Origin of the sequence: Nostoc sp., assembly GCF_036917355.1 — a bacterium.
Taxonomy (GTDB): domain Bacteria; phylum Cyanobacteriota; class Cyanobacteriia; order Cyanobacteriales; family Nostocaceae; genus Nostoc.
In genome coordinates this window covers 54,782-70,147 of sequence record NZ_JBALDP010000001.1, presented here as the reverse complement: position 1 = coordinate 70,147, position 15,366 = coordinate 54,782, and the positions used below count along the sequence as shown (strand labels likewise).

Genomic DNA, 15,366 nt, shown 5'->3' with positions numbered 1-15,366 from the left:
TAGAACGAGATTGAAGATTTTGCTAATGGTTGTTGACTCTGTAGCTTTCAGGCTGATAAGTGGGAATTTTAGGAAAAGGGCAAACTCCCGAAAACTGAATTAGCACTAGAGCCAGCACTTGAGGTTTTGAGCAAGGAATGAAAATTAGTCAAAAATTAATTTTGGGTATTCTCGGAATGGCTACTCTCTCAGGAATAATTGGTGCGATTAGTGCTAATCAACAATTGAAGATAGCTAAGTCTCTTGCTCAACAAGAGGCTGAAGAAGTTGCTGGACTACTGGGATATTTCGTCAGTCATGAGCTTGAAAACCACAAAATGCGATCGCAAGATCGGATGCTAGCCCATCTGCAAGAGCATGTTCAATCGCTACACAAGCAACGTCAGCGCGATCTGGAGATTGTAGACCGTAATAAAATCATTCTGGCAGATGTAGTTACGGAAGATATCGGTACGCAATTAGACCACGATCGCAATAATGAAGTTGGTAAAACTATTCAAGATGGTATCCCAAGAACATATATTGAGGCCAGTCCTGAATACCCAAATGGAATTCAATTGATTGCCGTTCCTTTTAAGACTAGCGACGGTAAAACAATGGGTGCAGTAATTTTGGAATATACACCACTTTATAAAGCAGCACTAGCAACAGCCTATAAAAATATTGTTGTCACGTCGATTATTAGTTTGGGATGTGGCATCTTTGCATTAGTAGTAGGTTATCTGCTCTCCAGAAGCATCTCAAAACCGATTAAGCAACTCCAGCAAGCTGTGATGAATCTGGCTGAAGGTAAGCTAGATACCAGAGTTAATATTCGCTCCCACAATGAGATTGGCGAGTTAGCTAGCTCGTTCAACAAAATGGCAGACGATCTCCAATCTTCTAGAGATGAGTTGGTCAATGCTAACGAACAATTACGAGATGAAATTAGCGAGCGTCTACAGGCAGAAGCAGAACTTCAGCAAGTTCTGAAAGACTTGAAAAAAACCCAAATCCAATTAATTCAATCAGAAAAAATGTCGAGTCTGGGTCAACTAGTGGCGGGAGTTGCCCATGAAATCAACAATCCAGTTAATTTTATCTACGGCAACCTGCAACACACTGATGATTACACTCAACAGTTGCTGCTGTTAATTAAGCTTTATCAAAATCATTATCCCAACCCAGAGCCAGAAATTAAAAATGCTAACGAAGAAGCAGATATTGAGTACCTAACAGAAGATTTGCCTAAGATGTTAACCTCAATGAAGATGGGGGCTAAACGCATTCGGGAAATTGTTCTCAGTCTCCGAATTTTCTCTCGTTTGGATGAAGCTGAGTTCAAAACCGCCGATCTCCATGAAGGAATCGACAGTACTCTGTTAATTTTACAACACCGACTCAAGACCCAAAATAATCGCCCTGAAATTAAAGTGATTAAAGAATATGGTGAAATACCTCAAATCCAGTGTTTTGCAGGGCAAATGAATCAGGTATTTATGAACATCTTGGCAAATGCGATCGATGCCTTAGAAGATTGTTTCCAAAAAGAACTTTGTCCAAATCCCTTGATTCGGATTTCTTCTGAACAGGTAAATGAAAATGTCATTATTCGGATTGCTGATAATGGGGTAGGAATTCCAGAAAAAATCCAATCGCGTTTATTTGACCCTTTTTTCACCACGAAACCAGTTGGCAAGGGGGCTGGTATGGGCTTATCGATTAGCTACCAGATAATTACTGGCAAGCATGGTGGATCTTTGCAATGTATTTCATCACCGGGACAAGGTGCAGAGTTTGTAATTACAATCCCAATTCGAGTAGGGAAACCAGCACAATCATTAGTCGGCGATCGCCATGTATCGATAACAGGGTAAAGGCAATGTTTTTCAGATCCTAAGTGCGTAGGCGTAGCCCGCACTTCTCTACGAGACACTGCACTTCGACTACGCTCAGTGACCACGCCAACGACAAGCTCAGTGACTATCGTAGACATCGCAGTTAGAGGGAAATTGCCCCTGAATTGTTCGGTTCTACCACTGTCATCAGTATACAAATAGCTATAACCTCTTAGATAGTAGTGAAATGTCTAACCTAGACGCTGTTAGTCGCTCTTGAATTAAGGGGTGAAAGCCTGTGTACCAATGGATATTGCCAAGCCTGAGCGAAATCTTGGCTGAAAATCAATCAAGTGTGGCAGAATGTTCACCTGCTAAAGCAGAGCAGCAGTGGCGTATCAGCCTCGCAGCGACAGAACATTTGCTATTAAATACTTTAGCAGACCCTTCAGTTGACACAACCCAAGGATTAGTTTTAGCTGCACCAGCACCCTTGTTTAGTCAACCAAAATTGACTCAAAGTTTACAAACAGTAACTTTTACAGCAAAACCATTTAACCCTTTGGCGCTGATGCCATTTCAGATGCCAGATGCGATACCTGCGGCAGACTACGCCAACGCATCTGTAAATGAAGACATTGCTCCCCATGATTCGGTACTTCCTTTACTACCTGCCGATCCTCTGGGGGCAGAACAGTTTTGCTTAGTTTTTACAGATAAATTTAGATTAGTGCTAGTTTTAGCAACCCACAAAAACGGTAAAAAAACCTTTTCATTTTCTTTTGAGCCAGAGATAGTGCAGCAGGCTTGGCGATCGCTAGGAGCGCGGGTAATGCTGGCTAATCCAGAGTTCTTCGCCCGCTTGGACGCATTAGTAGAACAGTATTCTCCGGTAGCACCAGACTACCGCATGATGATTCACTTTAGCCAGTTGTTGCTTCAAGAATTAACAGAACCAGAAGAGACTAGAGACTCTTTACTAGGTACTGGGGAAGAAGTAGGGGAGCAGGGGAGCAGGGGAGCAGCACTTCGGCTCCCTTCGACTACGCTCAGGGCAAGTCGCTCAGTGAACGAGGAGCAGGGGAGAAGAGTTTTCCCCAATCCTCAATGCTCAATGCCCAATGACCATTACCCCTTATCCCCACAGGGAACCCCACCTTCTCCAAATCCTGATGTAGAATTGCTCCAAGCCTTCGCTCACGAAGTCCGTACACCTTTAACAACTATTCGTACTATGACTCGTCTGCTGTTAAAGCGGCGAGACTTAGATGCTAGCGCGATCAATCGCTTAAAAATTATCGATCACGAGTGTACCGAGCAAATTGACCGCATGGAATTGCTGTTTAAGGCCGCAGAACTAGAAACTACTGCCTCAACAAAATCATCAAAAACTCAACTCACGCCGATGTCTTTAGATCAAGTGTTGCAGCAGAGCATTCCCCGTTGGGAACAAGCAGCACATCGGCGGAACTTAACTTTAAATGTTATTTTACCCCAGCAATTACCGACAGTGGTAAGCAATCCCACCATGTTGGATCAGGTTCTCACTGGTTTGATGGAAAATTTTACTCGTAGTTTACCTGCTGGTAGCCATATTCAAGTACAAGTTATTCCAGCTGGAGATCAACTGAAGTTACAGTTATCGCCGCAATTCCGATGCAAAGATTCAAATAAAGCTGCCATACCTGCAACGCCACCAATTCGCAAGGCTCTAGGTCAACTGCTGATGTTTCAACCAGAAACAGGTACGATTAGTTTGAATATCGCTGCAACCAAGCATTTGTTTCAGGCGATCGGTGGCAAACTAATTGTGCGTCAACGTCCACACTATGGGGAAGTGATGACGATTTTCCTGCCTTTAGAAGTTAGCAATAAACAGAAACCGATAGTCACGAATTAGAGATATAGCCATCCTAAATGAAATTGTGAAAATTTTTGTTATGGTTGTCCTTAGTCATTAGTCATTAATCATTTGTGACTAATGACTAATGACTAATGACTAATGACATAAAACAAAGTACTTTTCCACGCATCTAACAAATATTTCCACACCCATTGCCAAGGCGGTTTCATCAAAATCAAACCGGGGATGATGATGCGGATATGCTAAGTCTTTCGCGGGATTAGCAGAACCCAGAAAGAAATAACAACCAGGAACTTCTTCTAAGAAAAACGACATATCTTCAGCGGCCATAGTTTGGCATTCTGGCACAATACCCACAGGAGTTTCTACCACTTCTTCTGCTACGGATCGCACTAATTCTGCTATTTTAATATCATTAATTACTGGTGGATAAAGTGACCAATACTCTAAATCATAATTTGCACCATGACTCTGACAAATTCCAGCAATAATCTGCTCGACACGCTGGTTAAAAAAGCCTTTCAAACTAGGATTAAAATACCTGACAGTAGCACTCATTCTCGCTGTATCAGCAATTACATTGCGTTTGGTTCCAGCGTGAAGTTCGCCTACTGTCACTACTGCTGAATCAATGGGATTAATATTTCGAGCGACAATAGTTTGCAAAGCATTTACAACTTGGGCAGCAACAACAACGGAGTCAACAGTTTGATGGGGTAGTGCGCCATGTCCACCTTTACCCAAAATTGTGCAGTTAAAGCATTCCACAGCTGCCATCAATGCCCCAGCACGCACACCCACTGTACCCAAAGGCAAATTATTCCACAAGTGCAAACCAATAATCGCTTCAACATCTGGGTTTTTCAAAACTCCAGCTTCAATCATCGGCTTTGCGCCTCCTGGTGATTCTTCCGCTGGCTGAAAGATAATTTTTACAACACCAGAGAAGTCTTGGCGATGTTGCTGGAGATAATAAGCTGTACCTAAAGCGATCGCTGTATGTCCATCATGTCCACAAGCGTGCATCACTCCATCATGCTGCGATTTGTACGGCACTTCGTTGAGTTCTTGGATTGGCAAAGCATCCATATCCGCGCGAATCGCTAAAACTTGCGGATTCGGGAGTCGGCTTGCCGTGAGCTTGTCCTGAGCGTAGTCGAAGGGCGTAGCCAAATGGGAGTCGGGAAGTTTGTTGCCTTGGATGGTGGCCACAATGCCAGTGTGGGCAATACCAGTTTGATGCTCAATTCCCCATTCTTGCAGCTTTTGTGATACAAACTCAGCAGTCAGTTTTTCTTGAAAACCCAACTCTGGTTGTTGATGCAATCGCCGCCGCCACTCTACTAATTGCGGTTGCAATGAGCGAATCGAAAGTCGGATGCGAGATAGATCGACAGAAGCGGGATTGGGAAAGGTGGAAACCATTATGAAGACAAACTAGTTTAAGTACAGCTAATACCAATTTGAAAAAGAATGCAACAGATAATATATAGATAAGATCCCTCGCCAACCCTTTCCAAGGTATCGGGGAAGGTGCGCATCAGCGATCGTGTCGCAAACATTTTTTGAATTGGTATTACTGAGATTATTTTCCTAGTTTAACGTGACTTGGATGAGTCTTCAGTAACGAGGTACTCAGCACTGAGTGCGATCAAGGAACCTCTAGTTGATGGCTGTTAATTTTCTTTCTAGGTCAAATAAAAAGCCGTGGATATACTCTTCAGTCCATTCCGCACCATAGAAGCGTTTAAACATCCCTCGCGCTGGGTCTTTTTCAGCCCGATATCGGAGGTATCGCAGTTGGGCTTGCTCAATGGCTACTAAATTTTGGGAATCTGTTACAGCTTCTGCCTGTTCCACAAAATCTAGATAAACTTTCAAATAGTCTTTGAAAGCGGCAAACACCTCAGTCTCTACTACAGACGTTTCTTGAGGACGAGTCCAAAGAAAAGCGGGAGAGAAAAATGGCTGTGCTTCTTCGGGAAAATCCCCTCCCCAAGACAGATGTTGTTGGTGGGTGTGGAAAATGGGCAGAATTGGTTCAGTATATTTTGCTTGATATGCTAGATCGTCGCGAAATAGGGGCTGCATATCCAAAGCAATTAGATGTCCTCCGGGCAGTGTCACCAAATCTGCCCCAAAAAATGGTAAATCGTAGTTGAGGCGGGGAAAAATTACAAAATTCAGAACTTGTAGCGAATTGCCACCCTGCACGTGAGCTGCACGAATTTGCCGCAATTTTGCAGTTTGAAAGGCATAACTGGTGGTGACAACCTCTTCCTGATTCTTTCCCTTGCCCACAACAGCACTCTTAGACTCAAACCCAGTGGGGATAGGATAGGGCTGTAAATCCAAACGCGATCGCATATAGGCGATCGCATAATCAAGAAATGGCTGATAGAGTGTCACGTCGCTTCGCTCCGAATTCAAAATTCAAAATTAATAATTAAAGAACTTCTGCCTTTTGCCTCACTTCGACTACGCTACAGTGACCTCCTGCCTCCTGCCTCCTGCCTTCTGCCTCCTGCCTTCTGCCTCATCTTTTACCGGCACCGACTGCTAGGGGAACAGCATCTTCAAATAAGAACTCATGGAGAAAGCGCTCTGCCCATTCATGACCAAAGTAACTGCTAAACAAACCAGATGCGGGATCGCGGTCTGCACTATATTGGTCATAGTCTTTTTGGGCTTTGACAATCCGCTGGATATCTTCAGGGTCTTGGAGCGGTTTGGCATCTGCTAACATTTGCCAATACAAGTTTAAATAATCCTGAAAAGCTTCAAAGACTCGCGTTGCCACTGTTTCCGGGTCGGTTTTGGCAAACAATAGATATTTAGAAAAATACTGGTTGGCGTCGTAAAACTTCATTTCTAAGTTTTGCGCCAAATCCGGGTATCGATCGTGGAGAGATTTTAGCGGAAATATATATTTTTTTTGATAATCTTCGTCCTGAAATAAAGGCTGGAAATCAAGCACAATCAGGTTTTTGACTTTCCCAAAGGATAAAAAATCAATCCCTAACAGAGGTAAATCGTAGTGGTGACTGGGATAAATTACGCTGTTAAAAATTTGAGCGCTTTCCCCAGCATCAATGTAGGTATAACGAATTTTCCGCAACTCTTGAGATTGGTGACACCAACTGCGAATAGTTGCTGGGTTTCTGCCGCGATCGCTAACTTTGAATTCCAAACCAGGGGGAATGACCCTACTTTGTAAATCAAACCGCTGAAATAGCTCTTTTTCTAAAAATTCCAGGAAAGGCTTATACATGGAGCATGATTTGTTAACCCTTGCATGAAAATAAGTTATGGCGATCGTGCACGTCTCATTTATGAGAAACAAAGCAACATTCCTTAATGGGCATTCAGAGGAGGCAGTATTTCGACTACGCTCAACAACCGGGCAGGGTGCAAAGGGGAAAGAGGTAATTTTTTATTAACTCCCCTGCTCCTCGGTCACTGAGCGACTTGCCCTGAGCGTAGTCGAAGGGAGCCGAAGTGCTGCTCCTCTGCCCCTCTGCTCCCCACTTCCCCCTAACGCCTAGCATGATTGCGACCGATCATTTGCTCCAAGACTTCTTGGGAAACACAGCGACGCTCGGAACAATAAGTCATCAAGTTGATTCCGTTCATCATTCGTACTGTACTGACTCTGACACGAAAATCATCCGTAACAAACCAGCAACGTTCCTGACCTTGATTGTTGTCATAGTCAGTATCAATCGTCAGCACTCCATCATCAGCAAACCGATATCGGCTCACAACTGGAATACTCTCAACATAGCCTTGGTTGCGAATCAGTTTTCCAGAACGCCTGGTTTCGTCGGGAACATCAACCAAAATCGCAGCATTATCAGTATTCGGTAGCCTGGTATCTAGGTTAGCCTGCCATGCAAAGCTAGCACCGCCTGTTGCTTTACTAGGATCTATTCCTTGGGCTTTACAAACTTCTTGGACTTTTGGATCGTCCTTTTCCATGACTTTTATAATCAAATTCGACTCCCCCGACTCATCCGCCGCCGAGTCAAAATGATGAACGGCGCGTTCCGTAAACCACGTACCCTCACTTTTATGGAAGAAGTCGATCATTGTCAAAGGCGGTATTATATGCATCTGTTTTGAAACCTCGTTTTATCAAATTTTGGCGTTATTAATACTGACTGATGAGATGAAGTCCCGGTTTAGCTAAAGTGTAGAATAACTCCAAAAGTGATATTTTAATCAGCTGATGACAAATAGTGAAATTCAACTTATTACAAGCGTTCGCCCTAGTCCAACTCCAGAAATCTTAACAGCCCTGAAAGCCGGAATCCCTGTGGATTCGATAGAGTTGTACCAATTCAATCTCAAGGAAGTCGATTTCCGAGAAGCTAACTTGAGTAAAGCCAAGCTATTAGGAGCCGACCTTAGTGAGGTGGTATTAAGTAATGTCGATTTGAGTGGGGCTGATTTGCGAGGCGCTAATCTGCGAGGAGCCGATTTGAGTGGGGCTAATTTGCAGGGAGCCTATTTAAACCGTGCCGATCTCCAACAAGCAAATCTGAGTGGCGCAAATTTGGAGGGAGCCAAACTCCAAGTAGCGCGTTATGATTCACAAACGAAATGGCCCGAAGAATATAACTACAAAGCTTCGGGAGCGGTAGGGCCGGGTGCTAATCTCAATGGTGCTTTTCTGAATACAGCTTCTTTACGAAATGCAGATTTACAAGGTGCTAATCTGCGTGGAGCCTACCTGAGTGGCGCTGACTTGACAGGAGCCAATTTGCAAGGTGCTTCTTTGAGTGGTGCCGATTTGACAAAAGCTTATTTGACAGGGGCTTGCTTACGGAATGCTCGATTGACAGGAGCCGATTTGCGGGATACAGACCTGCGAGCAACCGATCTTAGTGATGCAGAGATGGAGCATGTTCAAAGTATCGCTGGGGCAGATTTTACTCTTGCTCAAGGACTTACAGAAGCAACTAAAGCCATACTTTCTAGCCGTCCATATTCAGAACTCGACGTTTGGAACGCCTATACCCGCACAACAACTCGTGAAAGTTTGAGTGCTTGACCGTGCCAATTTTAGATTTTAGAGGCAAGCCGCGCTCCTTGTGAGCGAAATAAATCCAAAATCCAATTTGCGTTTCCAGCGAACTAAAGCTGCGACCCAAAATCCATCCAAAATTGTTTGACCAGTTGCTCTGTAGTAGAGTTTACAACGGCTGCCAGTTCTTTTTCAGGAGTGCTAAAAATGTCGCGTATCCTTCGGAAAAGCCAGGCGGATCGGGTAGAACATATTGTGGAAATTCTTTATACGATCGCCAAGGTTCCAAAGCATTATGCCGCAAATGTAAGGCACATTCTGAGGAACCTGGTAGTCGCCAAGTCATTTGACCAGCTTGTATATCAGTCACAAATGCCTCCTCATGTAGAAAAAGTTGATCTTTTCTTCAAGATTTTGGCAGACTAACCGGATATTTTGGTCAAATTTAAGGTAAAATAAAATATTTACTGTTTATCTGATAATTCTCACAATATTGCATTGCAGACAAACCCACACCGCTATTGTGGCAACAGGTCTTCTAAAGCAGCTCCAACAACTCGGTGATCCTCATCCTGTCTGAGTTGGTTCAGGGCTGCTTTGGCTTCTGGCTCATCAAATCGTTTGAGAGCATAACTAACTCGCACGCGCATCCGCCAAGATTCATCATTCACCAACGTTAGTATTTGGGATAATGCCGCAGCACGTTGGTTAGAATTAGCCAGTAAGCCAAGTGCATCAACAGAAGATTCCTGAACTGTGAAATCTTCATCTTTTAAACCCTGAACGCATATATCAAATAGTTCTTCAGGGCAATCCATTTCAGCGATCGCAGCCAAAATGCTCCGTCTAACTAGCCAGTGGTCATCCTGATAATATGCCAAAACTAGATGAGAAACTGCGACTCTGCCAAATAGCGATAAAGAATTTGCCGCCTCCGCCCGCACGTTGGGAGTATCATCAAATTTCATAATTTGCATCAAAGCCGCAAAAGATTCCGCTGATTGTTGATTACCCAAACCCCTGGCCACAAAAGAACGCACCAAAAATTCTGAGTCATGAAGTTTACTGGTGAGCAGAGGAACTGCAACTTCTGATTCATAACTATCGAGAGCAGCGATCGCCTTTAAACGATAGTGAAAATCTGGGTTCTTTAGTTCAGCTTGGATTTTATGGATTTCCATAAGTGCATTTGGTACAGCTATTCTTTACTTTATTTTACAGATGTCACTAAATGGCGATCGCATTCTAAGAAGATTGAATAACGGGTATGAGGCATTGGGAAAGAGGAAGCAAGAGTTATTTCATTTTGAATTTTGAATTTGGAGCAAAGCGACGTGACTCAATTAAGCGAAACCGTTAAAGAATTAATAGCCAAAGCTAGAATTGTCAGCTTTGCCGAGTGGGAACAGTCCCATCCACAAGCAGCGATTGCTATATTTCAAGCTGCGGATGATGCTTTTCGCTACCTGAGCGATGAAGATTTATTGCAGATTAAAACCTTGTCACCCGATAATTCTGAGTTGATTCCTGTTGCTCAATTGTTACGCGATCGCGCCACCGAAATCGTTGATGAATCTAGAGAACAAGTTTTGGCGACTTATCCCGAAATTATCCAGCCTGGAGGCGGTCTTTATCCACCTGAACGTGCCCAAGCTTGCTGGCGAGATTTTTGGCATTTTCTCCGCTGTATTACTTATGGCATAGCAGGTGGCCACACTGAGTATACAAATCCCACAGGACTGCATTATATGAACTTGCTCTATCAGGAGTTACAAGTTCCATTGGATGCAATGGTTTTAGGCTTAAAAAGCATCAAGGCTGCTAGCTTGAAACGCTGCCAAACCGATCGGCAGCAAATTGCTCCCTATTTTGACCATTTAATCAGCCAACTGGCTACTTTCCAAATTCGATAAGTTAAGTGGGCATGAATAATTAAAGGTTGCTAGTCAGGGCTGAAACTTTTACTAAAAGACAATCTTAATTAATTTTATATTGTGTAATAGAGTTGATTTTATTTATGCCCACTTATTGAGATAAACTTGTGTGAATCAGCACGATTAAGACTCTGGCTCAAGGGAATGACACCATACCATCACTTGTATCCCAATCGCAAATGAAATACTAAAAAAAAGCTGAGATTTTTTGAAACTATTATTTAACTTAACAAATTTTAATAAATATGGTTTCGGCATCGTATCAGAATATGTAAGGACAAATGATGCAAAAACTTAAAATCATCACGACTAATAAGGATTTAAAGTCTCTATGTCCTCTCCTTTGTCACCATGATGTAAAGTTTTTTAACATCTGTTGAATATCCTTCTCATAAAATTTAGTTGTTAACTGGGAGATAGTTTGAATGGCTTTTGGACCAGCATCACGATTAGGGGTCGCTCTGTTTGAAGACACCGATCCCATTGATCTGTGGCCAAATCGCTCTAATGAGGATGTTGAAACCGTAATTAGAAGTGTCTACAAGCAAGTTCTAGGCAACGCTTATGTAATGGAGAGTGAGCGGCTTTCCGTTGCTGAATCTCAACTTAAACGGGGTGAAATTAGCGTTCGCGGGTTTGTGCGTCAAGTCGGGAAGTCGGAACTTTACCGGTCGCGGTTTTTTGATAGCACCCCTCGTTATCGGGCGATTGAATTAAATTTCAGACATTTCCTTGGTCGTGCGCCATTGGATCTAGAAGAAACGCGTACACATAGCACTATTCTAGATACAAAGGGTTTTGAGGGTGAGATTGATTCTTATCTAGACAGCGACGAATACCAAGAAACTTTTGGAGAAAACATTGTCCCTTATATTCGGGGCTACAAAACCGAAGCTATCCAGAGTTTGGTTCAGTTTACCCACTTGTTTCAACTGGTACGTGGTTCCTCTAGCAGCAGCCTGAAAGGTGACTTAGCTGGCAAACAACCAAAATTAAACAGTTTGCTAATTCAAAGCACACCTACTCCTGTAATTTCACCAGCCAGCAAGGGCGCTACATTCCGCAACCCAACATCTACTCCTCGCACTCGTCAGGGTGTGGGATCTGGTGATGATGGTAAGGTTTATCGGATTGAAGTCACTGGCTACAAGGCAAATGTGGTAAATAATATTTCCAAATTTCGCCGCAGTAACCAAGTCTTTTTCGTGCCATACAATAAGCTTTCACAAGAGTATCAGCGAATTCACAAACAGGGCGGTACGATCGCCAGTATTACCCCTGTCAACTAAAGAATAGAAATTGGAGATTTAGAGATTAGGGATTGGGAAATAATTCCGCTGTACTCAGTCTCTAATCTTTCAAGCCCCAGTGTCGCTCGTTCTGGGATTTACGCAAAACTACAGGCACTTCAGAGGCAATATGCAAGAAGCTGCTTCTCTATTAGACGTTTCGGCAATGCGTCTACATACATTGTCCTAACCTGAAAATTATTCTTTTCGCTTGTAGTTTGCGTAAATCCCGATCGATCAAAAGTTAGCCAAAGCGATCGCTGCTGTCAGTTGTCAAATACGAAAATATTTAACTCACTTTCACAAACTAAAGTCTTTCACAAACTAAAGTTTTACAAAAGCTAGTCAGTGGCAAAAATAACTGACAACTGACGGGAAATCTACCTCTACAGGGGTAGGATGCTCTAAATTTAATTTAATTAACGTTTTTCAGGAGATACTTCAATGTCACTTTGGGCTATTGATTCACCTACTGTTGAGCTGCGTCCGAACACCAGCGAAAGTGAATTACAAACGCTGATTCGGGCAGTTTACAAACAGGTTTTGGGTAATGCTCACTTGTTGGAAAGTGAGCGACTAGCCACTGCTGAATCGCAATTGCGCGATCGCAAAATCAGCGTCCGTGAATTCGTCAACACCGTTGCCAAATCAGAACTTTATCAATCCCTGTTTTTCAACTCTTCTTCCCAGTATCGGTTCATTGAACTGAATTTCAAACATTTACTAGGACGCCCTCCTGCCGATCGAGCAGAAATTTCCGAACATGTCCGCATCTACAACGAACAGGGCTATGATGCTGAGATCGACTCCTATATCGATAGCAACGAATATCAGCAGAATTTTGGCGAGAATATTGTTCCTTATGTTCGCAGCACAAGCTCCCAAATCGGAATTAAGAATGTTACCTTTAACCGCACCTTTAGCTTAGTCAGAGGATTCGCTAGCAGCGATAGCGATCGCAAAGCCAAACTAATCGGCGATATCGGTTCTAATTTACCCACATCCATCAAGGCTCCCGCAGCTGGTTCTAGTGTCAGCAGCACCGATAAACGCTTCTTGATTAAAGCTGTCAAAGGTGCAGGTAATCTCCGTACTCGTCTGGGCAACCTGGAATATGTAGTTAACTATAGCCAACTGTCTGGACAAGTGCAAAACATTCATCGGACAGGCGGCAAAATTATCAGTATCACTGAAGTTGCTTAGATTTATCTAAGTAAGGGAGTGGGGACAAGAAGACAAAAGAAAACTCCTAACTATTGTACAGACGCGATTAATCGCGTCTCTCCCGTCTCTCCTCCTAACTCTTTTACAGACGCGATTAATCGCGTCTCTCCCCACTCAGCACTCCCAAATTCAGTTGTGGTCAAGGAGGCTAACATATAGACTAGGAGAATAACTTTCTTTTTTGCCAAGATATCTCTTGGATTTTAAGCTACTTTTTTAAAATCACTTTTCTAATGGAAATTACTGACTTTTTTGAACTTTCAATTGGACGATGGCGATCGCAGCGTAGCGCTCATCATTTAGCATTCGCCCACTTTGAAGAAGTATTGTCTAACATTGAAATTGAGTCTCTATCCACCAACGATCCAGCAGTGGTAGCAATTTGTCAATTGTATAACACTGAACCCGCCAGTATCACTCACCCCTTTCGGATGACTTGGGAGGGTGAGTCAGACTGGGACGATAAACCGATCTCTGGCAGTACTGTACTAGTACCAATTCCCGATGTCGAAAATCCTTCTAGAGGCAAACTCCTGCGGGACAAGGGGTACGCTGAAACAATTCCAGCTGTGGCTAAATATCATCTGAGTGACGATGGTATTTTTACCTTGCTCACAGAGTATGAACTCGCTGCTGCTGAGGAGCGAATTTGGTTTGCTAACCCAAATCTCCGATTTCGGGTAGCGACGATTAAAACCAGTGATGGTAAAGGCGTGACAACAGCTTCCTTTTCTTCAGAGATTCGTTCTTTGTCAAGTGCAAAAAGTTAGCAATATCAGGTTAAAACATAAAAGGATACAGGCTCCTAAATTTATTTATGGGGATTGTAATGTGTGAATTTTGAATTTGGAGCGAAGCGACGTGACGATAGCGCCCAGCGAATCTAGCACTAACGCTAGCGATTTGCTCACCTTAGCCTGTTGGATGGCAGGAGATTTTAGCAACTACAAGCAATCTTTTGCAAATCCGCAACTTTACGCCCACATTCACATTTATTTTCGTCCTTTACCGATTGAATTTTTTTCTGGTATCGGTTTCTATTCTGAACAAGCTTATGACCACGATTTATGGACACCTTATCGTCAAGGAGTACATCGACTAGTCGATTTGGGCGATCGCATTTATATCGAAAATTACAGCTTGAAAGATCAGATGCTTTATGCAGGTGCAGCTCGTGAATTAGATATCCTCAAAACCATCACCCCAGAAAGCATCGAACGGCGTTATCACTGTTCAATGGTTTTCCAACGAGAAGGCGAAATGTTTCGAGGTAGTGTGGAACCAGGCAATCAATGTCTGATTCAACGCAATGGATGTCAGACATATCTTGTCAGCGAAGTAGAAATAACCGAGCGTACTTGGATAAGTCTAGATAAAGGTATGGATATTGAAACCCACAAGCAAATATGGGGATCTACCGCTGGCCCATTACAATTTGAAAAACGGCAAAGCTTTGCTGATGAATTACCTGCGGTGAGCGCATTATGTTGATTCAGCTTGAATCTGTTAAAACCAAAATGTTGCCTCCACTGGCTGAAAAAAAGATGCGCTGCTGGATTCGCAGCCGCCATTTGATTTGTTCGGGTAATTTTTTTATATTCGAGACATTAGAATATACAACGATTGAGAGATTCTCTGAATGCGTTGCTTCTTTAGGAGGGACAGTAATATCCGTTGACCCGGTTAACAAAATTTGGATGGGCGATCATCGCCAAGTAATTTTATATCAGGCAAAAGCTAGTTTACATACACCTCATCATACTTTGAAACAATACTGGATAAAATACGGTGGTTTCTACACTAGATTTGATGAGCGTGCTTGAGAGTTACTATCTTGTGGAAATTCTTCTGATAGGCGTTTATACTTCAATTCAAAATTAAGTTTTGAATTTTAAATACTCCCCAAGGGGGTTGACGGCTAATTGTTAATGTCTAATTGCTAATTTCCGATCGTGATTAGCTGTTAGTTATTAACAGTTAGCCGTCTAAGTTTGTTAGAAAATGTAACTAAAAAATTCCCCAAAAGTTGATAAGTTAATATCAATAACCAGTAATTAATAAATATTAAGTAGGGTGTGTTATAGCTTTAACCTAACCCACCATTTTATCTAGTGGTGCGTTAGATGCTTTGATTTGTATTTTAGTGACAAATCATCTTGAAATATGCATCTAACACAATATCCTCTTGAGTGCGCTGATTCACCAGTTGCTA

The 15,366-nt window shown here is 42.8% G+C and carries 15 protein-coding genes; 9 read left to right on the top strand and 6 right to left on the bottom strand.

The window, feature by feature from the left end; all coding sequences use genetic code 11:
• The first annotated feature begins 137 nt into the window (after positions 1-137).
• Together V7K53_RS00265 and V7K53_RS00260 are read left to right on the top strand one after the other, a co-directional pair.
• Positions 138-1,856 (top strand): sensor histidine kinase, encoded by a 1,719-nt coding sequence (locus V7K53_RS00265; protein WP_335195713.1) that lies wholly within the window; start codon positions 138-140, stop codon positions 1,854-1,856.
• A gap of 259 nt (positions 1,857-2,115) precedes the next feature.
• The gene (locus V7K53_RS00260; protein WP_335195712.1) at positions 2,116-3,717 is read left to right on the top strand and encodes a sensor histidine kinase; all 1,602 of its coding nucleotides are present in this window, start codon (positions 2,116-2,118) and stop codon (positions 3,715-3,717) included.
• 99 nt (positions 3,718-3,816) lie between these two features.
• Here V7K53_RS00260 and V7K53_RS00255 read toward each other — a convergent pair whose 3' ends face one another.
• The 4 genes from V7K53_RS00255 to V7K53_RS00240 form a co-directional block, all read right to left on the bottom strand.
• Positions 3,817-5,106 carry an amidohydrolase gene (locus tag V7K53_RS00255; RefSeq protein ID WP_335195711.1) on the bottom strand — a complete coding sequence of 430 codons (1,290 nt, stop codon included), beginning with the start codon at positions 5,104-5,106 and terminating at the stop codon, positions 3,817-3,819.
• Positions 5,107-5,343: 237 nt separating this feature from the next.
• A complete protein-coding gene (locus V7K53_RS00250; RefSeq protein WP_335195710.1) occupies positions 5,344-6,090 on the bottom strand; it encodes a phycoerythrobilin:ferredoxin oxidoreductase in 747 nt (248 codons plus the stop codon).
• A 127-nt stretch (positions 6,091-6,217) separates the two neighbouring features.
• The gene (locus V7K53_RS00245) at positions 6,218-6,952 is read right to left on the bottom strand and encodes a 15,16-dihydrobiliverdin:ferredoxin oxidoreductase (protein ID WP_335195709.1); all 735 of its coding nucleotides are present in this window, start codon (positions 6,950-6,952) and stop codon (positions 6,218-6,220) included.
• Positions 6,953-7,215: 263 nt separating this feature from the next.
• Complete coding sequence (locus tag V7K53_RS00240) at positions 7,216-7,794, bottom strand: phycobiliprotein lyase (protein ID WP_335195708.1); 579 nt, start codon at positions 7,792-7,794, stop codon at positions 7,216-7,218.
• A gap of 115 nt (positions 7,795-7,909) precedes the next feature.
• Between V7K53_RS00240 and V7K53_RS00235 the strand changes: the two genes are divergently transcribed.
• The gene (locus V7K53_RS00235; RefSeq protein WP_335195707.1) at positions 7,910-8,734 is read left to right on the top strand and encodes a pentapeptide repeat-containing protein; all 825 of its coding nucleotides are present in this window, start codon (positions 7,910-7,912) and stop codon (positions 8,732-8,734) included.
• A gap of 142 nt (positions 8,735-8,876) precedes the next feature.
• On the opposite strand, the gene V7K53_RS00230 is transcribed toward V7K53_RS00235, so the two are convergent.
• Positions 8,877-9,077, bottom strand: coding sequence for a hypothetical protein (locus V7K53_RS00230; RefSeq protein ID WP_335195706.1), 201 nt, complete (start codon positions 9,075-9,077; stop codon positions 8,877-8,879).
• Between the two features lie 148 nt (positions 9,078-9,225).
• Positions 9,226-9,888, bottom strand: a complete 663-nt coding sequence (locus V7K53_RS00225; protein WP_335195705.1) for a HEAT repeat domain-containing protein — start codon at positions 9,886-9,888, stop codon at positions 9,226-9,228.
• Positions 9,889-10,041: 153 nt separating this feature from the next.
• On the opposite strand from V7K53_RS00225, the gene V7K53_RS00220 reads away from it, so the two are divergent.
• From V7K53_RS00220 to V7K53_RS00195, 6 genes are all read left to right on the top strand, one after another.
• Complete coding sequence (locus V7K53_RS00220; RefSeq protein ID WP_335195704.1) at positions 10,042-10,620, top strand: phycobilisome protein; 579 nt, start codon at positions 10,042-10,044, stop codon at positions 10,618-10,620.
• Between the two features lie 446 nt (positions 10,621-11,066).
• Complete coding sequence (locus V7K53_RS00215; protein ID WP_335195703.1) at positions 11,067-11,930, top strand: phycobilisome linker polypeptide; 864 nt, start codon at positions 11,067-11,069, stop codon at positions 11,928-11,930.
• 444 nt (positions 11,931-12,374) lie between these two features.
• Positions 12,375-13,133, top strand: coding sequence for a phycobilisome rod-core linker polypeptide (locus V7K53_RS00210; RefSeq protein WP_335195702.1), 759 nt, complete (start codon positions 12,375-12,377; stop codon positions 13,131-13,133).
• Positions 13,134-13,387: 254 nt separating this feature from the next.
• The gene (locus V7K53_RS00205; RefSeq protein WP_335195701.1) at positions 13,388-13,924 is read left to right on the top strand and encodes a phycobiliprotein lyase; all 537 of its coding nucleotides are present in this window, start codon (positions 13,388-13,390) and stop codon (positions 13,922-13,924) included.
• 91 nt (positions 13,925-14,015) lie between these two features.
• Positions 14,016-14,645, top strand: a complete 630-nt coding sequence (locus V7K53_RS00200) for a chromophore lyase CpcT/CpeT (RefSeq protein ID WP_335195700.1) — start codon at positions 14,016-14,018, stop codon at positions 14,643-14,645.
• Positions 14,639-14,977 (top strand): CpeR family transcriptional regulator, encoded by a 339-nt coding sequence (locus V7K53_RS00195; protein WP_099102916.1) that lies wholly within the window; start codon positions 14,639-14,641, stop codon positions 14,975-14,977. The genes V7K53_RS00200 and V7K53_RS00195 overlap by 7 nt, the downstream gene beginning before the upstream one ends.
• Positions 14,978-15,366 lie beyond the last annotated feature (389 nt).